The sequence below is a fragment of the Micromonospora sp. NPDC005252 genome (genome assembly GCF_042872475.1).
Classification (GTDB): Bacteria; Actinomycetota; Actinomycetes; order Mycobacteriales; family Micromonosporaceae; genus Micromonospora.
Window position 1 is genome coordinate 45,522 of sequence record NZ_JBIAKN010000004.1, and the last position, 18,243, is coordinate 63,764.

The 18,243-nt window shown below is 69.5% G+C and carries 17 protein-coding genes; 11 read left to right on the forward strand and 6 right to left on the reverse strand.

Going from position 1 to position 18,243, the window contains the following annotated elements:
- The first annotated feature begins 16 nt into the window (after positions 1-16).
- The gene (locus ACFYPH_RS13290) at positions 17-1,294 is read left to right on the forward strand and encodes a glycosyltransferase (RefSeq protein ID WP_387181551.1); all 1,278 of its coding nucleotides are present in this window, start codon (positions 17-19) and stop codon (positions 1,292-1,294) included.
- Positions 1,291-2,112 (forward strand): PIG-L deacetylase family protein, encoded by an 822-nt coding sequence (locus ACFYPH_RS13295; protein WP_387181554.1) that lies wholly within the window; start codon positions 1,291-1,293, stop codon positions 2,110-2,112. Before ACFYPH_RS13290 ends, ACFYPH_RS13295 begins: the two co-directional genes overlap by 4 nt.
- On the opposite strand, the gene ACFYPH_RS13300 is transcribed toward ACFYPH_RS13295, so the two are convergent.
- The 3 genes from ACFYPH_RS13300 to ACFYPH_RS13310 all read right to left on the reverse strand — a co-directional run bounded on the left by ACFYPH_RS13300 (position 2,075) and on the right by ACFYPH_RS13310 (position 4,585).
- Complete coding sequence (locus ACFYPH_RS13300; protein ID WP_387181556.1) at positions 2,075-3,307, reverse strand: RNA polymerase sigma factor; 1,233 nt, start codon at positions 3,305-3,307, stop codon at positions 2,075-2,077. The two genes, ACFYPH_RS13295 and ACFYPH_RS13300, sit on opposite strands and share 38 nt — an antisense overlap.
- 16 nt (positions 3,308-3,323) lie before the next feature.
- Positions 3,324-3,680: a YciI family protein gene (locus ACFYPH_RS13305; RefSeq protein ID WP_354856225.1), complete on the reverse strand. Its 357-nt coding sequence runs from the start codon at positions 3,678-3,680 to the stop codon at positions 3,324-3,326.
- Between the two features lie 146 nt (positions 3,681-3,826).
- Positions 3,827-4,585 (reverse strand): LLM class F420-dependent oxidoreductase, encoded by a 759-nt coding sequence (locus ACFYPH_RS13310; RefSeq protein WP_387181559.1) that lies wholly within the window; start codon positions 4,583-4,585, stop codon positions 3,827-3,829.
- Between the two features lie 235 nt (positions 4,586-4,820).
- Between ACFYPH_RS13310 and ACFYPH_RS13315 the strand changes: the two genes are divergently transcribed.
- Entirely contained in the window at positions 4,821-6,059 is a 1,239-nt protein-coding gene (locus tag ACFYPH_RS13315; protein ID WP_354856223.1) for a cytochrome P450, read from the forward strand.
- Between the two features lie 91 nt (positions 6,060-6,150).
- On the opposite strand, the gene ACFYPH_RS13320 is transcribed toward ACFYPH_RS13315, so the two are convergent.
- On the reverse strand, positions 6,151-6,891 hold the full coding sequence (locus ACFYPH_RS13320) for an SDR family oxidoreductase (RefSeq protein ID WP_355068979.1): 741 nt from the start codon (positions 6,889-6,891) through the stop codon (positions 6,151-6,153).
- Positions 6,892-7,139: 248 nt separating this feature from the next.
- On the opposite strand from ACFYPH_RS13320, the gene ACFYPH_RS13325 reads away from it, so the two are divergent.
- Both ACFYPH_RS13325 and ACFYPH_RS13330 read left to right on the forward strand, forming a co-directional pair.
- The gene (locus ACFYPH_RS13325; protein WP_355068977.1) at positions 7,140-8,321 is read left to right on the forward strand and encodes an acyl-CoA dehydrogenase; all 1,182 of its coding nucleotides are present in this window, start codon (positions 7,140-7,142) and stop codon (positions 8,319-8,321) included.
- A 248-nt stretch (positions 8,322-8,569) separates the two neighbouring features.
- A complete protein-coding gene (locus tag ACFYPH_RS13330; protein ID WP_354856220.1) occupies positions 8,570-8,992 on the forward strand; it encodes an SgcJ/EcaC family oxidoreductase in 423 nt (140 codons plus the stop codon).
- Between the two features lie 149 nt (positions 8,993-9,141).
- Here ACFYPH_RS13330 and ACFYPH_RS13335 read toward each other — a convergent pair whose 3' ends face one another.
- On the reverse strand, positions 9,142-9,807 hold the full coding sequence (locus ACFYPH_RS13335) for a MerR family transcriptional regulator (RefSeq protein ID WP_354856219.1): 666 nt from the start codon (positions 9,805-9,807) through the stop codon (positions 9,142-9,144).
- A gap of 918 nt (positions 9,808-10,725) precedes the next feature.
- On the opposite strand from ACFYPH_RS13335, the gene ACFYPH_RS13340 reads away from it, so the two are divergent.
- The 4 genes from ACFYPH_RS13340 (at position 10,726) to ACFYPH_RS13355 (ending at position 13,981) form a co-directional block, all read left to right on the forward strand.
- A complete protein-coding gene (locus ACFYPH_RS13340; protein WP_354856235.1) occupies positions 10,726-11,535 on the forward strand; it encodes a helix-turn-helix transcriptional regulator in 810 nt (269 codons plus the stop codon).
- A gap of 127 nt (positions 11,536-11,662) precedes the next feature.
- Complete coding sequence (locus ACFYPH_RS13345) at positions 11,663-12,778, forward strand: carboxymuconolactone decarboxylase family protein (protein WP_387181567.1); 1,116 nt, start codon at positions 11,663-11,665, stop codon at positions 12,776-12,778.
- 109 nt (positions 12,779-12,887) lie between these two features.
- Entirely contained in the window at positions 12,888-13,445 is a 558-nt protein-coding gene (locus ACFYPH_RS13350) for a hypothetical protein (RefSeq protein WP_354856217.1), read from the forward strand.
- A 2-nt stretch (positions 13,446-13,447) separates the two neighbouring features.
- On the forward strand, positions 13,448-13,981 hold the full coding sequence (locus ACFYPH_RS13355; RefSeq protein WP_387181570.1) for a copper resistance protein CopC: 534 nt from the start codon (positions 13,448-13,450) through the stop codon (positions 13,979-13,981).
- Positions 13,982-14,049: 68 nt separating this feature from the next.
- Here the strand turns inward: ACFYPH_RS13355 and ACFYPH_RS13360 are convergent, their stop codons facing one another.
- Positions 14,050-15,210 (reverse strand): epoxide hydrolase family protein, encoded by a 1,161-nt coding sequence (locus tag ACFYPH_RS13360; RefSeq protein ID WP_355068974.1) that lies wholly within the window; start codon positions 15,208-15,210, stop codon positions 14,050-14,052.
- A 218-nt stretch (positions 15,211-15,428) separates the two neighbouring features.
- On the opposite strand from ACFYPH_RS13360, the gene ACFYPH_RS13365 reads away from it, so the two are divergent.
- Both ACFYPH_RS13365 and ACFYPH_RS13370 read left to right on the forward strand, forming a co-directional pair.
- Positions 15,429-16,754, forward strand: coding sequence for an FAD-dependent oxidoreductase (locus ACFYPH_RS13365; protein ID WP_387181574.1), 1,326 nt, complete (start codon positions 15,429-15,431; stop codon positions 16,752-16,754).
- Positions 16,755-16,787: 33 nt separating this feature from the next.
- Complete coding sequence (locus ACFYPH_RS13370) at positions 16,788-18,224, forward strand: MFS transporter (RefSeq protein ID WP_355068970.1); 1,437 nt, start codon at positions 16,788-16,790, stop codon at positions 18,222-18,224.
- Positions 18,225-18,243 lie beyond the last annotated feature (19 nt).

An 18,243-nucleotide genomic window follows, 5' to 3' on the forward strand; every position in this document is an offset into this window, starting at 1 on the left:
CATGCGAAGGAGAACCATGGGCCACCGGCGGCGGGTATCCGTCATCATCGCGACCTACAACTCAGCTGACCTGCTGTCGGAGACCCTTCGGCAGCTCGCCCGGCAGACGATTCCCACCGACGATTTCGAGGTGATCGTCGGCGATGACGGTTCGACCGATCACACCGCCGACGTCGTGCGGTCCTACGCCGACCTGTTGCACATCACGTACTTCCATCAGGAGGACCGCGGGTTCCGGGTCGCGTCCGCGCGCAACGGCGCGGCCCGGATGGCGGTCGGCGGGCTGCTGGTCATTCTCGACACCGGGTCGATGGTGGGCCCGGAGTTCCTCGCCGCGCACCTGGCCGCCCACGAGGGCGGCGAGTCGCGGCGGGCGGTGGTGGGGCCCAGCTACGGCTACAACCCCGATTCGCCGATGGTGGGGGTGGACGAGCTCCTCGCGCAGCTGTCGCCCGAGTTGGTGGTGGAGCGCTACCGCCACCTACCGGAGTTCCAGGACGTGCGCCAGCCCTACTTCGCCGGCTGCGGCATGGACCTGAGGAAACGGTCGATCCCCTGGAAGGCCTTCTGGACCGGAAACTGTTCGATCCGGATGGACGACTTCCGCCGCGTCGGCGCCTTCGAGGAGCGATTCCAGGGCTGGGGTGGCGAGGACATGGAGCTGGGTTTCCGGCTGCACCGCGCCGGCCTGACGATCGAGCTCGCGGCGGATGCGTGGGCGGTTGTCGCGCCGCACGACCGCGACCACAAGGCCAATTTCGACGAGCTGTTCGCCAACATGCGGCTGTTCCTGAGCAAGTTCCCCGAGCCCGCGATCGAGATGGGTCTGGCCGTGATGGTGGAGAAGGGGGAGTTCTGGCAGTGGGAGCCGACGTACCTGGAGCTCCTCGATTGGCAGCAGCGGGCGCGGGGCCTGAGCGTCTCAGCCGAGATAGCCGACGCCCTGGCGGATGTGCCCGACGATGAGGCGGTCACCATCATCGGGTGCGGCGGCGAGCTGCCCGCGTCGGTGACCGGCGCGACCCTCGTCGACTTCGATCACGAACTCCTCGACCGGGCCGTGCGTTCGGGGGACCACAGCGGTTACCACGCTCTTGGGCTGTCCACGCCGCTGAGCGACGACAGTGCCGGCACTGTCGTCATCACCTCGCGGATGGCCGGCGTCTGGGACACCTGGGGAATGCAGATCCTCGCGGAGGCCGGCCGGATCGGCCGCCGGACGATCTCGTACGCCGACCCGGTGCTGCCGACCGCACATTCGCAGCAACCCCACTTCGAAGGGAGAGCCGCATGACAACCCTGGTGGTGTCGCCGCATCTCGATGACGCGGTGCTGTCCTACGGCGGCCACCTCGTCCAGTTGGCCGACGCTGGCGAACACGTCGTCGTCTACACGGTGTTCGCCGGGAGTCCCGCGCCGCCGTACTCGCCGATCGCGACCACCTTCCACGACCAGTGGGCGATCGTCGGTGATCCCGTGGCGGCGCGGCGCGACGAGAACGTCGCGGCCCTCGCCACGCTCGGCGTCGACCCGCCGTATCTGTGCGGCCCGTTCCTCGACGCGATCTACCGCAGGAACGCGCAGGGCGGCTGGGTGATCGACGACGAGAACCCGATGGATCACCATGCCGACGACGAGGACGATCTGGTCGCCGCTGTGGCCGCCGACATCGAGCGGGTGATCGGTGAGTTCTCCGTCGACCGGGTCGTCACGTGCGCGGCGGTCGGCAATCACGTCGACCACCGGCGCACCCGCGACGCCGTCCTCGCCGCGGTGGCCAGGACCGACTCGCCGCTGTCGCTCTGGGACGACTTCCCCTACCTCGCGTGGCCGGGAGTCAACGTCATGCCGGCGCTGCCGGCGGGCGTACGCGTGTCGGAGCCGGTGGCCGTCGCGATCAGTGACAGGCAGTGGGCCCGCAAACTTCGCGCGGTCGGCGCCTACGCGAGCCAGATCGCGATGCTGGAGAGCGGTGGCCAGACCATGAGCGAGCAGTACGCCGAGGACTGCGCGAACCGCCGCGACCTCCACGGTGTCGACGGTTTCTACGAGACCGTCCGCGAGGTGCTGGCACTCACAGATTCCGCTGGACTTCGGTCAGGCGCTCATTGAGGAACGCGCGCTCGACGTCGTTGTCGGTGAGGGTCAGCGCCTCCTCGTAGGCCGTCCGGGCCTGCGACCACTGCCCCAGTTGGCGCAGGAAGTCGGCCCGGGCGGCACTGAGGTACCCGTACGTGGCCAGGGCCGGATCGGCGAGCAGGGGATTCAGCGCGTCGAGGCCGGCCCGGGGGCCGTCGCGGAGCCCGATCGCGACGGCCCGGTTGAGATCCACCACGGGCGAGGGCCAGAGCCGGAACAGGGCGTCGTAGAGCGCGACGATCTGGGCCCAGTCGGTGTCCCGCCAGCTCGCCGCCTCGGCGTGCAGGGCGGCTATCGCGGCCTCCAGGGCGTACCGCGTCGGTGGCCGGCGGCGCAGCGCGTCGGTCACCAACGACCGGCCCTCGGCGATGAGCTGCCGGTCCCAGCGGGAGCGATCCTGCTCGGACAGCAGCACCAGGCGCCCGTCCGCGGACATTCGGGTGTCCTGGCGCGAGGCGTTGAGCAGCAGCAGCGCGAGAAGCGCGCTGATCTCGGCGTTGGTCGGCATGAGCAGATGCAGCATGCGGGCCAGGCTGATCGCGCTGTCCACCAGATCCTGGCGAACCAGGTGGGTGCCGAGCGGCGCCGTGTGCCCGGTGGTGAAGATCAGGTGGACGACCTCCAGGACGGCGCTCACCCGCTCCTCGAGCTGGTCCGGGCCCGGCACCCGGTACGGGATGCGGGCCGCGGCGATCTTCTTCTTGGCCCGGGTGATCCGGGCTGCCATCGTCGCCGGCTGCACCAGGAACGCGCGGGCCACCTCGGGTGTGGACAGCCCGCAGACCAGGCGCAGGGTCAGGGCGACCTGCGCCTCCCGGGCCAGGGCGGGGTGCGAGCAGGTGAAGATGAGCCGCAGCCGGTCGTCGACCAGGCCGTCCTCGGGCCCCGGCGTGGTCTCGTCGGCGACGAGCAGCGGCATCTTGCGACGGAACACCGATTCGCGGCGCAGGACGTCGCGGGCCCGGTTGCGCGCGATGGTGGTCAACCAGGCGCCCGGTCGGTCGGGGACACCGGTCTCCGTCCAGGTCTCCAGGGCCTGTGCGAACGCGTCCTGCGTGCACTCCTCGGCGAGGTCGAGGTCCCGGGTCAGATGGGCCGTGGTGCTGAACACCTGGGCCCAGTCGCGGCGGTGCGCCTGGGCGACCGCCGCGACAACCTCGTCTTTCATCCGTGGGTCGGCCACGTCAGCCGTGGTCGACCACCGGGCGGATCTCCACACCGCTGTGCGAAGCGTGCACCTCGGGAAGCAGCGTCGCCATCGACAGAACCTCGTCCAGGTCGGTCGCCTCGATCAGGTAGTAGCCGCCGAGCGCCTCCTTGGTCTCCAGGAACGGGCCGTCGGTCGTCTGGATCTGACCCACCGAGTCCGAGCGCAGCGTGGTGGCCGTGGGCGCCAGCTCCAGCTGCTGACCGTCGATGATCTGCGTGCCGGCCTTGGCGACGAACGCCTCGTGCGCCGCGTCGTGCGCCTTCCACTGCTCGTCGGTCATCGCGTCCCACTGCTGGGCGTCGCCGTAGATGAGGATCATGTACTTGGCCATCTCTCATGTCCCGTCGTGTGCCGGCCCCCTCGGTGGTGGCCTCTACATTACGACGGGTCGCGCGGGCGGTAGATCGACAGCAACGCCGAAAATCTGGGCCTCGCTGGCCCGGCACGAGGCCCGCGGCGACCGGCCGGCTGACGTGTTCAGTCCTTCGCGTGTGCGAGCAGGCGGTCCAGGGGTTCGAGGTCGAACGGGGTGTCCAGGCCGAGGATCACGTGGGTGGCGCCGGCCTTGAGATAGGCGTCGACCTCGTCCACCTCCGCCGTCTCGATCATCGTGGTGCGCTCGATCTCGGCGGGGTCGCGACCCTGCTCGGCGCACCAGCGGTCGAGGACGGCGCTCTTGTGGGCGAAGCGCTCCGCCGAACCGAAGTCGTTCCACATGTCCGCGTACCGGGCCACGATGCGCAGGGTCACCTTCTCACCGCCGCCGCCGACCAGCAGTGGCACCCGTGCTGCCGTCGGGACCAGCGCGGCCAGGCGGGACCGTACGGTCCGCACGCCGTCCTCCAGCGCCCGCAGCCGTTCGCCGGCGCGGCCAAACCGGTAGCCGAACTCGGTGTAGTCCCGCTCGAACCAGCCGGCGCCCAGGCCCAGGATCAGGCGACCGTCGCTGATCTGGTCGACCGTGCCCGCCATGGCCGCGAGCAGGTTCGGGTTGCGGTAGCTGTTGCACGTCACCAGCGAGCCGAACCGGACGCGCCGGGTGTCGGCGGCGAGCGCGGCCAGCGTGGTCCAGCACTCGTAGTTCGCGCCGTCCGGGTCGCCGTAGAGCGGATAGAAGTGGTCCCAGGTCCAGACGGTGTCCACACCGAGCTCGTCCGCCGCACGCCAACCCTCGCGTAGCTGAGCCATCTCGCAGTGCTGCGGCTTGAAGAGCACCCCGACCTTGAATCGAGCCATGACCGTCTCCTCTGGATTTACGCGTTATCGAGTCGAGGATGCCCGCCACGGCCCCGCAAAACCTCTTCACAATTGCTGTTCCGACGTCATGAAGGCACACGCGGAGTGGATTTCCGCGCTCGGCAATCGAGAAGAAATATGGAGCCGGGGAGGTCATTAGGTTCAGCGGCAGATACCGCTCTTCGCACCACCGGATCCCTGCCCGGTGCCGTGCACCGAACCATGGAGGCCCGCGATGGGTAAATGCCCGATCATGCTCGATCCTGAGGGGCGTGACATTCATGCCGAAGCTGCCCGGATCCGCGCCGAGGGCCCGGTCACCCTCGTCGAGGTTCCCGGTGGCTACCACGCCTGGTGCGTCACGTCGTACGACATTGGCAGGAAGCTGCTCGCCGGTGACCAGCTCTCCAAGAACGCGAAGGAGGACTGGCCCCCGTTCGTGCGCGGCGAGGTGCCGCACGACTGGGAGCTCATCACCTGGGTGGCGATGGACAACCTGACCGTTCGTGACGGCGCCGACCACGACCGGCTGCGCAAGCTGGTGTCGCACGCCTTCACGCCGCGCGAGGTCGAGAAGGCCCGCCCCCGCGTCGAGTCGATCGTGCAGCGGCTGCTGGACGACATGGAGGCCAGCACGCGGCCGGGCGAGACGGTCGACATCAAGGGGCAGTTCACGTACGCACTGACCGCGACGCTCATCTGCGACCTCTTCGGCGTGCCGGAGGAGGTGCGGGAGGAAGCGCTCAAGGGCACCAAGCAGAACAGCCTGACCAACCACACCGGCGAGATGGCCGCGGCGAACCTCGACCAGTGGCACGACGCCATGTCCAAGCTCGCCGCCCGCCGCCGTCAGGACCCGGGAGACGACCTGACCAGCGTCCTGATCGCCGCGAACGAGGACGGCGAGACGCTCTCCAACGAGGAGCTGATCGGTAGCCTGCACGTCCTGCTCGGCGCGGGATCGGAGACGTTGAGCAACGTGCTGGCCCACTGCATCATCGACCTGAGCACCCACCGCGACCAGCTGGAGCTGATCCGCACCGGGCAGTACACCTGGATGGACGCCTTCGACGAGGCGGTCCGTAAGGACGCCGCCGTCGCCCAGCTGCCCTTCCGCTACGCGAAGGAGGACATCGACGTCGCCGGCGTCCACATCGCCAAGGGCGACCTGGTCCTCATCGCGTACGCCGGGATCGGCCGGGACCCGGCGCTGCACGGCGACACCGCCAACGACTTCGACATCACCCGCCCGGACAAGACGAACCTGTCCTTCGGGCACGGCGAGCACTACTGCCTGGGGCGGCCGCTGGCCACGATGCAGTCGATGGTGGCGCTGCCGGCCCTCTTCGAGCGCTTTCCCGACCTGACCCTGGCCGTGCCGCGCGAGGAACTGCCCCCGCAGGGCTCGTTCATCATGAACGGCTACGACCGCGTGCCGATGTACCTCACCGCCGCGGTCCCCGCGGTCGCCTGAGCCCCGTGCCGACCGTCATGGCGGTGGCCACCACGATGGTGGCCACCGCCATGCGTACGTCCTGGGTTTCCCTGAAACGGTCTGCGCGGGCTCAGGGCAGTCGCGTCAGACCGGCGCCGGACAGCAGGTGCACGGTGCCGGGCGGGGTCGGGTCGCCGCCGAGCCGCAGGAAGGCCGCACCCGCCGCCTCCGGCGTCAGCACCGGGCGCATGGGCTCGACGAACGTCTCGGGCGGGACGCCGGCGCGCTCGGCGTACGCGTCGACCGCCGCCCGGCCGAGGCCGGTTTCCGGAGTGAGCTGCGGCAGCACCGTGTGGAACGTGATGTCCAGCCCGGCACGTGCGGCCTCCTGGGCCGCGTAGTCGGCGAGGAAACGTACTGTCGCTTTGCCTCCGGCGTAGCCGCCGCTGAGCACGGAGCCCTTCAGCGCGGCGCCGCTGCTGGTCACGATGACCCGGCTGCCGGGCGCCAGGGGCTGCCGCAACACCTGACGCAGCCAGAGGAACGCGATGCGCACGTCGGTGTTCCAGGGGGTGGAGAACGACTCCCAGGTCTGCTCCGTCAGCGGACGCAGCTCGGGTGCGGCGCCGGCCACCAGGGCGAGGACGTCCGGCGGGTTCCGGCGGAGGACGTCGAGGCTGGCCGGGTCGGTGGCGTCCGCGTCGACCAGGCTCAGGTTGCCGTGCGCGTCGGCCAGGGCGGCCAGCGGTGCGGTGTCCCGCGACAGGGCGGTCACCGTCGCGCCAGCCGCCAGGAACGCCTCGGTCACCCCACGGCCGAGGCCACGGCTCGCGCCGACCACGAGCACCTTCCGATCGGACCAGTAACTCATCTCGTCCACCATTCATGATGCCGTCGGTCAATTGGTCACCGTAAAGCTACGATCCTGGTCGAGCCCGATCTTCTTTCAGAATGCGCGGTTCCGCACGACGCTCTGATGTGTCTTTTCCGGCCGACGCCCAGGGGTTAACGTGACTTCCTGAATTCCCGGCAACGACCTTCAGCGCTTCATGCAGCCGCCCGTTTGCGCCATCCGCTTCCCGGCGGGGGCACGATGGGGCCGTACCAGGAGGAGACCCCGTGCAGACAACCGAGACGTCACACCGAACCGATCTGACGAAGAGGGCGGCCGACATTGTCCCGGTGCTCCGGAAGAATTCGTTGTGGCAGGAGGAGAACCGCCGGCTCGCCGACGAGAGTGTCGAGGCGATGACGGCTGCCGGAATCTTCCGCATGCGTACCGCGGCGCGCTTCGGCGGGTACGAGGTGGACGCCCACACACTGCTGGACGTCGGCATCGAGCTGGGTCGCGGCGACGGCGCCGCGGCGTTCGACGTCGCCGCCTGGTGGATCACCTCGTGGAACGTCGGCCTGTTCCCGGACGAGGTGCAGGACGAGATCTTCGCGGACCCGGACGCCCGGATCAGTGGGACGCTGGCGCTCAACGGCACCGGAGTCCCCAAGGACGGCGGCATCGTGGTCAACGGTGAGTGGGCGTTCAACAGTGGCGCCGCGCACAGCGGGTGGAAGCTGCTCTCCACCCTGCTCATCCCGTCCGAGGGCGAGCCCGAGCCGGTGATGGCAGTGGTGCCGATGAGCGCGCTGCGCATCGTGGACGACTGGCACGTGTCCGCGCTCTCCGGGACCGGCAGCGTCAGGGCCGTCGCGGAGGATGTCTTCGTGCCCGGCGCCAACGTCATGCGGATCGCCGCGTTCACCGCCGGCGAGTACGCGTCCGAGCGCAACCGGGACCTGCCGATGTTCCAGTCGCCACTGGTCGCGGCGGTGGCGGCGTCGACCTCCGGCAAGATGATCGGCATGGCGCGTGCTGCCGAGGAGCAGTTCTATGCCCGGATCAACGAACGGCCCATCTCCAACACCAACTACGAGCGCCAGGCGGACGCGCCGATCACGCACCTGCAGGCGGCCGACGCCGCCCTCAAGATCGACGAGGCCGAGGGGCACGCGCGCAGGCTCGCCACGTTGGTGGACGAGCGCGGTCTGACGCGGGAGCCGTGGACGGTCCGCGACCGCGCGTACGCCAGGGCTGTGGCGGGTCGTGTGCCGCAGCTGACCGCCGAGGCGGTCGACATCCTGGCCGGCGCGTGTGGCGCATCGTCGATCTACACGCGGGAGCCGATCCAGCGGATCCGGCGCGACGTCCGCGCGGTCACCCTGCACGCTCTGCATCTGCCGACGACCACGATGGAGCTCTACGGCCGGGTGCTGTGCGGCCTGGAGCCCAACACGTTCTTCATCTGATCGGTCCACCAGCTCGCGGATGTCCACCGATACGTCGGTGGGCATCCGCGCGCGCGTACACGGATGCGTCCGGCGACCCGGTCCGAGCCGGCACCGACTTCCATCGCTGGCGGGACCAGGCGGCCGGCACTTCTCGGACGTTGCGCCCTGTCGGCCCGGCGCACGCTGGAAGACGCCAGGACGGCGCGGATCCGGCCACGATGGTCATCAGTTGCCATCGATCGACGACCGACGGAAGTGGGTAGCAGATGACCACCAACACACAAGCTCCGGTCCTGGACGGATCGGACCAGGCGGCGATCGGCGCCGTGTCGGCCCGGATGGTGAAGGCCTGGGCGGCCCATGACGCCGACGCCTTCGCCGACCTGTTCGCCGAGGACGGCACGCTCATCCTGCCGGGCGTGTACGTGAAGGGCCGCACGGCCATTCGCGACTACATGGCGGATGCCTACCAGGGCGTGTACGCCGGCACGACCGTCACCGGGAAGCCGATCGACGTCAAGCCCCTCGGGCCCGGCGCGGTCGCGTTGTTGACCGTCGGCGGGGTGATCGCGGCCGGGAGCACCGACCTGGCCTCCGCGGACGCCATCCGGGCCTCGTGGATCCTCGTCAAGCGCGACGACGCCTGGGTGCTCTCGGTCTACCAGAACTGCCCGCGTGACCCAGCCTGAGTAGCACGTTCTGAGGGCCGGCCAGCTGGCCGGCCCTCACGCGTCAGCTCCGCCGGCGTCACCGGCACAGTCAGTCCGTCGGCGCCGCCCCGCCGGGCCGACGTCCCTGTCCGGTCGACCCGTGTGCCTCGGCGCCTCGGCTTCGGGTGTCAGGCGCGGTCGCCGTCGTCGGCCGTCCCCTGGTTCGCCGGCACGAGGCCGAATCGGCGGGACAGGTGATGCTGCTGCCCGAGCTGGCGCATCGCCGCGAACGCCTGGTGTAGCAGGACGTTGCGCGCGAGGGCCTCGATGCGCGCGGTGCGGTCGTTCGCGATCCGACCGACCTCGTGCCGGGCGAGCCGGTCCGCTGCCTCCCGGTAGACGTCGAGAAAGTCCGGATCGCAGTCGCAGCCCAGGCGCCGCATCGCGGCGAGCGCGAGGGTGAGGTGTGAGCGGGCGGCGGCGTCCGGGTTGACCTGCCAGCCGGACGATTCGATGATGCGGTTCGCGTCGGCACGGGCGAGATCGAGGCTCTCGTCCTCCTCGGCGGCGGTGTCCTTGCCCGCCATCGACACCTGGTTGAGCACCTCGAACAGCTCGATCGACGACAGGTGCTCGTCCTCGGCGGCGATCAGGAGCCGCCGTACCGACGTGAGGTCGAGTTCGCCGATGGAGGTGAATATCTTGATCAGCCGAAGGCGTCGTAGGTGATTCTTATTGTAAAGTGCCTGGTTGCGTCCCGTGGGTTCGCCGGGTGGGAGCAGGCGTTCGCGCAGGTAGAACTTGATCGTCCCGACCGGCACCCCGGACTGCCGACTCAGGTCAGATATTCGCATCGTGGCTCCCGGTGATCAACGTTTCAGGCCCGTGGATCGCGACCGCTCGTGCTAGCTGTGGCTGCGCCGCGGAAATAACGCTGTCGTTGCGGCGTCGCTGCCGGCGGAGGTCGTCGTGGCTGTCCTGGGCTGGTGTGGACCGAGAAGCACGGGTGATCGGCTCCTTCCGGGTGGTGCCGGATGCGCAATCGAGGTGGCTGATGGTTGCGCCGTCCGATAGGAGACTAGGAGACTCGGACATACTTCGGCAACCCTTAATTACCACACAAACACTGTTAGTAACCAGAGCTGGCCTCCCAATCATGCCCGTCAGTGGCCGGTGAACGGATCGGCGTGACCCGCGTTCCGCGAGCCACGCCCGTTGTCGCGGTTGACCGCACAAATAGAACTGTCCACCATGAAAGCCCTGGCTGAGACACGTATCTGAGGCCCCGCCGGCATGCTGATCACGTATCTGGCCGGTGTTACCGGCGGGTATCGTCGCAGGGGCGGCCGATGACGGCAGGAGGCCGGCCCGACCTGCTGGCACGCCGTCCAGAGTACGTCACCGCCAATCCGCCACGACCGGCTGCGTGCACTCCGAGCAGTGCCAATGGTGATCAATTCCAGTCATGCGCCGACGGATCAAGGCCGCCCGGCCGACCTGGACCGCTTCGGCCACGAGGTGTGCATATATCGGTGATTCACGCTATCCATATCCAGCAGCGCCAATACCCGCTGCTTCTCCACGATTGCGTCGCGCGCTCACCCAGGGTTGATTGCCGACGTGCCGTCCGATAGTGTTGCGATAAGTCGAGAGATCATTCGACGTAATTGACCGCACTGTTCCGGCTTTTATATTCAATTGTCAGGTAGGCGCGCACATATCTGACTGCCACGAGTTGAATGATGCAGCGGAACAGCACCTGGGGGAGTGCCATGAAAGACGTTTCTGAGCAGGCGGTGCTGCGGGCAGTCGCAGCGATGCACGACCGCATGGGTGAACAGTTGACTGTCGACGACATGGCCCGTGCTGCAATGTTCAGCAAATTCCACTTCACTCGCATCTTCCGGCGGGTGACCGGTGTGTCGCCGGCCCGCTTCCTCTCGGCGCTGCGCCTGCAGCGGGCGAAGGACCTGCTCATCACCACATCGATGAACGTCGCGGACATCAGCGTCCGCGTGGGTTACAACAGCGTCGGTACGTTCAGTTGGCGGTTCAGCCGCAGCGTCGGTATGTCGCCCACCGCGTTCCGTCGACACGCCGGCTACACGCAGTCTATCCACCCGCACTTCGAGTGGCGCTCCGGCCGATCGCCGAGCGGCCAGGTGTCGTGCCAGGTCCGTCTCGCCGAGGACGATGACCACCCGCTTATTTTCGTCGGTCTGTTCAGCGGCCGTATCCCGGAAGGACGTCCGGCGCGGTGCGCCGTTCTGCAGCAACCCGGCTGGGTCCACTTCGACGCGGTTCCCCTGGGCTCGTGGTACCTGTTGGCCCAGTCGGTGTCGGCCGATCCGGACGGTGCCGAGCAGCGCGCCGACGTGGCCGATCGTGCCGTGTCGGTGGCGACGTACGGCCCGCTCACGGTCCGCGCCGACTCGAAGGTCACCGCGAACATGGTGCTGCGGCGCAGCAGCGCACTGGATCCGCCGGTGCTGCTCGCCCTGCTCGACGCGCGCAAGTACGCGCTGAGCCAGGCCCAGCACGGCAGTACCGCGGTGCGGGACCGGGTGGGCGCGGCCGCCTGAGGGCGTCACCCCGCAGGGCAGGAGGCGGCCGAGTCCGGCCGTGGGTGTGCCGATGCGCGAGGCGTGCGGTCACCGGCGGGCCCGCAAACAGCGGGAGCAATCGGGGAATCTGACGCGGGAGGTTCTGATGGTCGCGAGACGGGTTGCTTCCTCGGTCGTTCAGAAGCACGTCAGGTTCCTGACCGTCGTGCCCGCCGCGACGGCGCGTGGACTCGTCGCGGCGGTGTATCGCCAGGTCGCCGAGGAATTCCAGATCGTGGTGCCGCCGGCGTTGTTGCACTCGCCGTCCGACGATGTCCTGGCCGCCTACTGGACCCTCACCCGGGAGCCGCTGTTGCCGGCCGGAGTGGTGGACCGCGCTGTCAAGGAAGCGGTCGCGGCAACGGTGTCGGTGGCCAACACCTGTCCCTACTGCGCCGATCTGCACGTGGCGGGCCTCTTCGAACTCTCCGACGAGCGCGACGCCGAGGCGATCGCCGCGGACCGGCCTGACGAGATCGCCGACATCCGAATGCGGCGCTTCGTGCAATGGGCCCGCGGCGCACACCGTGCCGACGGGCCGCCCCTGCCGGCCGGAGTGTCCGAAGTGGAGCGAGCGGAGCTGGTCGGGGTCGTGGTGGGCTTCCATTACCTGAGCCGCGTGGTCAACGTCTTCCTTGCCAACTCGCTGCTGCCGCAGGGCCTCGGCCCACGCGCGCGGCGCCGGCTCAATCAGGGGCTCGGCCGGGTGCTCCGGCCCACCCTCCGAGGACAGCACCTCGCCGGCCGAGCCACCCGCCTGCTCGACGCCGCGCCGCCGACCTCGGACGTCAGTTGGGCCTCGGGCAGCCCACGCATCGCGGACGCGATGGCGCGCTCCTACCGCGTCTTCGAGGTCGCCGGCGAGCGCTCGCTCGACCCCGCGGTCCGCAGCCTCGTGGTGACCCGGCTCGACGGGTGGGCCGGGGAGGACGCCGGCCTCAGCACCCGCTGGTGCGAGGAGCTGATCGAGCCGCTGACCGCACCGCAGCGGGCGGCGGCACGTCTCGCGCTGCTCACCGCGTTCGCCTCCTACCGGGTCGGCCCCGAGGTCGTCGAGGATTTCCGCCGCCACCATCCGGCGGACGCCACGCTGGTCGACGTGGCCGCCTGGGCCAGCTTCGCCGCAGCCCGTCGGATCGGGGCCCGGCAGAGCGCACACGAGGAGAAGAACGGCGGACGCCCGCGGCGTGACAATGGCGCTGTCGTGCCTCGCGAGTCGTGAAAGGCGCGTACGAAGAGCCAACGCCGGTGGGAACCAGTGTCGTTTCTCGTTGGCCCCGTGCTGTGGCGATGCGGCGCGTGAATCGAACCCCACGGAATAGGAGAACCGAATGGTTGTCGCACCGGTTCGCACACTCAACCATGCCTATCACCGGGCAGCGCTCGGTGGCTTCCTGGTGATCACGCTCGCGCACTGGGCCGAACACCTGGTCCAGGCTTACCAGATCTGGGTGCTCGGCTGGGCCCGTCCCCAGGCACGCGGTGTGCTCGGGCAGTTCCTCCCGTGGCTGGTGACCTCGGAATGGATGCACTACGGGTACGCGCTGGTCATGTTGGTCGGCCTGTTCCTGCTCCGCCCCGGCTTCGTCGGCCGGGCCCGGACCTGGTGGACGGTCGCCCTGGTGATCCAGTTCTGGCACCACATCGAGCACTTCCTGCTGCTGTTGCAGGCGCAGCTGCACACCAACTTCTTCGGCGCGGCGGTGCCGACCAGCGTCCTGCAACTGATCTACCCGCGGGTCGAACTGCACCTGTTCTACAACTCGGTCGTGTTCCTGCCGATGATCATCGGGATGTATCTGCACCTGCGCCCGAACGATCGGGAACTGGAGCAGACGCGCTGCAACTGCGTGCAGACGCAGCCGCACCCGAGCGTCGTAGCGGCCTGACCGTGTCCCGTCGGACCCGCCTGCTCATCGCCGCCGTGCTGGTCCTGCTGCCACTGGGTTTGCTCGTCGCGGTCACCGACCGCGCGCCGGCGGTACGCCTGATGGGCAGCTCGCCCGCCGACGCGCAGAGCCTGACGACGGCGCCGGGCGAGGCACGACTGAACCTGTCGGCGGCCGCCGACCCCGCGCTGTCGCACCTCTCGGTCGTCGACAGCGCGGGGCGGCGGGTGGACTCCGGTGCCGTGAGCGCCGGGCCGGGCGACATCCTGCGGGTGCCCGTCCGGATCGAGGCCAACGGCACATACACGGTCGTCTACCACGTCATCGGCGTCGCTGGCGGACAGACCAGCGGCGTCATCCGCTTCGCCGTCGGCACGCAGGCGTCCGGCGCCACGGCCGCCGACGCCGACGCGGGGCACGAGCACGGCGTCGACGGTCTCAGCGCGGTACTGCTCCTGGTCAATCTCGTCACGGTCGTCGTCCTGGCGATCCTGCTCGTCCGCCGACCAGCGCCACGCCGCGTACCTCCGCGGTAGCGCCCTTGACGAGCCGCATGGTGAAGGGCCCCGGATGCCGAGACATCCGGGGCCCTTCACCGTGCGGTTCAGCTCCGCAGGGCCGCGACGAACGAGCGCAGGTCACCGACCAGCAGGTCCGGCTGCTCCATGGCGGCGAAGTGGCCACCCCGCTCGAACTCGGTCCACTGCACGATGTTCGGGAAGCCACGCTCGGCGAAGCGCCGGACCGGCTGGCCGGGGTCGCGGGGGAAGATCGCCACGCCCAGGGGCACCGGCAGGGGCGGGGGAGGCGGCGGGGGAGTCTTGGCGATGGGCAGCAGCTCGGCGTTGTCGTAGTAGAAGTGGGCCGACGACGCGCCGGCGCCGGTCAGCCAGTACAGCATCACGTTGGTGAGGATCCGGTCGCGGTCGATCGCCTCTTCGGGGGCCTTGGTCGAGTCGCTCCACTCGTGCAGCTTCTCGACGATCCAGGCGAGCTGGCCCACCGGCGAGTCGTTCAGGGCGTACGCCAGCGTCTGCGGCCGGGTGGCCTGGATCTTCATGTACCCGGACTGGTCGTCGACGTAGTTCATCAACAGCCCCAGCCGTCCCCCCTCGACCTCGGTCAGCCCGGCCAGGTCGGCGGGGTCGCCCGAGGGTGGCGTCGGCAGGAAGTTCACGTGCGCGCCGATGACGTGCTCGTGATCGAGGCCCGCCAACACCAGGCTGATCCAGGCGCCGAAGTCGCCGCCCTGGACGACGTACCGCTCGTAGCCCAGGCCGGCCATCAGCTCGGCCCAGGCGGCGGCGACCCGCGGCATGGTCCAGCCCGGACCGCTGGGGGGCCCGGAGAACCCGAAGCCGGGAATGGTGGGAATGACCAGGTGGCAGGCGGTCGCGGGGTCGCCACCGTGTGCCCGCGGATCGGTGAGCGGCCCGATGATGTCGGTGAACTCGGCGAAGGAGCCGGGCCAGCCGTGCGTGATGATCATGGGGGTGGCGTCCGGCTCGGGGGAGCGCACGTGCAGGAAGTGCACGGTGGTGCCGCCGACCTCGGTGGTGAACTGCGGGAAGGAGTTGAGCCGGGTCTCGGCGGCACGCCAGTCGTAACCGGTTCGCCAGTACTCCACCAATTCGCGCAGGTAGGTCGCCGGCACGCCCCGGCTCCAGTCCTCGGCGGGCGAGTCGGCAGGCCAGCGCGTGTCGGCGAGACGGCGGCGCAGGTCGTCCACGGCGGCCTGCGGAATGTCGATCCGGAACGGTTTCATGCGGCAATCCTCACTCGATGAGGGAACGGAACGCCATTCCTCGCGACAAGAGACATCGCGGCGGCGTCCGCGGACCATGTTAGCGATGCGAAGGTGGGCCGGAAAGGCTTCCGGAATCCCTTTCCGGACAGAGCATTCTGGAAGAAGAAATGGCGCTTCCGGTCGATACCATAACTGGAAACAATTGATTCTTGTCCCAATCCAGGAGGCTGACGGTAATGGGCGTTCCGCTGATTGCGCATGCGGTGGTCCTCGGCGGCAGCGTCGCCGGATCACTGGCGGCCCGGGTGCTGTCCCCGGCCTGCGAGAGGGTCACCGTCGTCGACCGCGACGACCTCTTCGGGCCGGTGGAGCCCCGTCAGGCGGCGCCACAGGGCCACCACATCCACGCTCTGCTCGCCCGCGGCCAGCAGATCCTGGAGGAGCTGTTCCCGGGTTTCACCGACGAGCTGGTGGCCGGCGGGGTGCCGATCGGCGACTTCGGCACCAGCCTCAGCTGGTACTTCAACGGCCAGATGATCCGTAAGGCCGAGACCGGGCTGGTCTGCGTCGCGAGTGGTCGGCCGCTGCTCGAGTCGCGCGTACGGGCCCGGGTTCGGGCCCTCGCCAACGTCACCTATCGAGAGCGCACCGACATCGTGGGTCTGGTCGCGTCGCCGGACCGGCAGCGGATAGCCGGCGTCCGCGTGCAGGGACGGGCGCCGGGCGCACCCGAGGAGGTCCTCGACGCCGATCTGGTCGTCGACACCACCGGACGCGGCTCGCGGACGCCGCTCTGGCTGGAGGAGCTGGGCTACCAGCGGGTCCCGGAGGAACGGGTCAAGATGGACCTGACGTACACCACTATGGACTTTCGCGGCCCGCTGTCGTTCGACCCGATCGGCGAGGACATCGCGCTGCTCCCGGTCGCCACCCCGGCGCAGCCGCGCGGCGCGATCTTCGCCCGGATGCCCGACCGGTACGCCGTCTCGCTGACCGGCATCCTGGGCGACCGGCCGCCGACCGACCACGAGGGCTTCCTGGCGTACGTGCAGTCCCTGCCCGTACCGGAGATCTACAAGGCGGTCCGCGACGCCGAGCCGATGGGGCCGGCGGCTTCTTTCCGGTTCCCGGCGAGCATCCGTCGACGCTACGATCGGCTGGCGCGGACGCCGGATGGGCTGATCGTCCTCGGTGACGCCGCGTGCGTCTTCAACCCCGTCTACGGCCAGGGCATGACGGTGGCGGCGATGTCCGCCCGATTGCTTGGTGAACACGTGCTCTCCGGTCCGCCGGCGCCGCGGGCCTTCTTCCGCGACCTGTCCCGGCTCATCGACGCGCCCTGGGACATGTCAGCCGGAGCCGACCTCGGCTTCCCCGGTGTCGTGGGCCGACGGACGGCGAAGGTGCGGATGGGCAATCTGTACATCCCCCGCCTGCAGGCGGCAGCGGCTCACGACGGCGTGCTGACGACTGCCTTCCTGCGCTCCGCGGGCCTCGTCGACCCGCCGCAGGCTCTCATGCGCCCCGCGATCATCTCCCGCGTGCTGCGCTCGCGGCGCTGACCCGCTTCAGCCATCGAGACGAAGGACAGCGACATGGACACAGCTCAGCTCGCCGGCACCGCAGCGCCGCCGGACTCGCGCCGATGGTGGGCGCTCGTCCTGCTGTGCACCGCGAACTTCATGGTCATCCTCGACACGCAGATCGTCATCCTGGCGCTGCCGACGATCGGCGCCGACCTGCGACTGGCGCCCAGCGCGGCCCAGTGGGTGCTCAGCGCCAACCTTGTCACCTTCGGTGGCCTGCTGCTACTCGGTGGCCGAGCCGCCGACCTGCTCGGGCGTCGCCGGATGTTCTTCGCCGGCACGGTGCTGTTCCTGCTGGTCTCGCTGGCCTCGGGCTTCGCGTGGAACGGCGAGGTGCTGATCGCCGCCCGGGCCGTGCACGGCCTCTCGGCGGCTCTGATGGCGCCGACCGCGCTCTCGATCCTCACCAGCATGTTCCCGGAGGGCCGCGAGCGGCATCTCGCCCTGGCCGGCTGGGCCGGCATCGCCGGTGTCGGCGCGACCGTGGGTCTGCTCATCGGCGGCTGGCTCACCAGCAGCTTCGGCTGGCCCGCCGTCTTCTTCGTCAACGTGCCGGTGGCGCTTCTGATGCTGGCCCTGATCCCGGTCCTGCTGCGCGAGAGCCGGGACCTGAACGCCACGCGCACGTACGACGTCGCGGGCGCCGTGACGAGCACCGCGGCGCTGGTGCTCGTGATCTACGCCCTCGTGACCGCGCCGGCGGAGGGCTGGCTCAGCGTCCAGACCCTGAGCACCGCCGCCGCCGCGATCGTGCTGGCCCTGGTGTTCGTCGCCATCGAGGCCCGGTCCAGCGTGCCCCTGCTGCCGCTGCGGCTGCTGCGCTCGGCGTCTCTGGTCGGCGGCAACCTGGTCATGGTCACCATGATCATGTGTGCCTTCGGGATGTCGCTGGCGATCGCCCAGTACACCCAGGGCCCGCTCGGGGACACCCCGCTGGAATCCGGCATCCGGCAGTCGATCATGCCACTGATGGCGTTGGTCGGTTCGTACGCCGGGCAGTCGTTCATCACGCGGTACGGCTTCCGGCCGGTGGCGGCGATCTGCCTCGTTCTGCTCGGTGCCGGCAGCCTGCTGCTGGCGCAGGCGGTGGCGGCCGGTGGCTCGTCCGTCGGGCTGTTCATCGGGCTGTTCGTCTTCGGCACCGGCCTGGGGCTCGGCACGGTAGCGGCCTCGGCGGCTGCTCTCGCCGGTGTCGCCGAGACCGATCTCGGCCTCGCGTCGGGGATGAACACCGCCTCCCAGCAGATCGGCGGCGGTCTGGGGATCGCCATCGTGTCGACCGTGCTCGTCTCCTTCTCGGCCGACGCCGGGCCCGCGGCGGGCTTCCGCCCCGCGTTCATCACCTGCGCGATCTTCACCGCCCTCGGGCTCGTCATCGCCATCGCCCTGCTGGGCGGACGCCGGCAGGTCGCCCCCGCCGAACTCGCGACCGTCCCCCGGCACTGACCGGGCTGTCCGGACGCCA

Bases quoted from the DNA above. Each gene is read 5' to 3' on its own strand.
- ACFYPH_RS13290 (WP_387181551.1), top strand. From the start codon at position 17: ATGGGCCACCGGCGGCGGGTATCCGTCATCATCGCGACCTACAACTCA.
- ACFYPH_RS13295 (WP_387181554.1), top strand. From the start codon at position 1,291: ATGACAACCCTGGTGGTGTCGCCGCATCTCGATGACGCGGTGCTGTCC.
- ACFYPH_RS13300 (WP_387181556.1), bottom strand. From the start codon at position 3,307: ATGAAAGACGAGGTTGTCGCGGCGGTCGCCCAGGCGCACCGCCGCGAC.
- ACFYPH_RS13305 (WP_354856225.1), bottom strand. From the start codon at position 3,680: ATGGCCAAGTACATGATCCTCATCTACGGCGACGCCCAGCAGTGGGAC.
- ACFYPH_RS13310 (WP_387181559.1), bottom strand. From the start codon at position 4,585: ATGGCTCGATTCAAGGTCGGGGTGCTCTTCAAGCCGCAGCACTGCGAG.
- ACFYPH_RS13315 (WP_354856223.1), top strand. From the start codon at position 4,821: ATGGGTAAATGCCCGATCATGCTCGATCCTGAGGGGCGTGACATTCAT.
- ACFYPH_RS13320 (WP_355068979.1), bottom strand. From the start codon at position 6,891: ATGAGTTACTGGTCCGATCGGAAGGTGCTCGTGGTCGGCGCGAGCCGT.
- ACFYPH_RS13330 (WP_354856220.1), top strand. From the start codon at position 8,570: ATGACCACCAACACACAAGCTCCGGTCCTGGACGGATCGGACCAGGCG.
- ACFYPH_RS13335 (WP_354856219.1), bottom strand. From the start codon at position 9,807: ATGCGAATATCTGACCTGAGTCGGCAGTCCGGGGTGCCGGTCGGGACG.
- ACFYPH_RS13340 (WP_354856235.1), top strand. From the start codon at position 10,726: ATGAAAGACGTTTCTGAGCAGGCGGTGCTGCGGGCAGTCGCAGCGATG.
- ACFYPH_RS13345 (WP_387181567.1), top strand. From the start codon at position 11,663: ATGGTCGCGAGACGGGTTGCTTCCTCGGTCGTTCAGAAGCACGTCAGG.
- ACFYPH_RS13350 (WP_354856217.1), top strand. From the start codon at position 12,888: ATGGTTGTCGCACCGGTTCGCACACTCAACCATGCCTATCACCGGGCA.
- ACFYPH_RS13360 (WP_355068974.1), bottom strand. From the start codon at position 15,210: ATGAAACCGTTCCGGATCGACATTCCGCAGGCCGCCGTGGACGACCTG.
- ACFYPH_RS13365 (WP_387181574.1), top strand. From the start codon at position 15,429: ATGGGCGTTCCGCTGATTGCGCATGCGGTGGTCCTCGGCGGCAGCGTC.
- ACFYPH_RS13370 (WP_355068970.1), top strand. From the start codon at position 16,788: ATGGACACAGCTCAGCTCGCCGGCACCGCAGCGCCGCCGGACTCGCGC.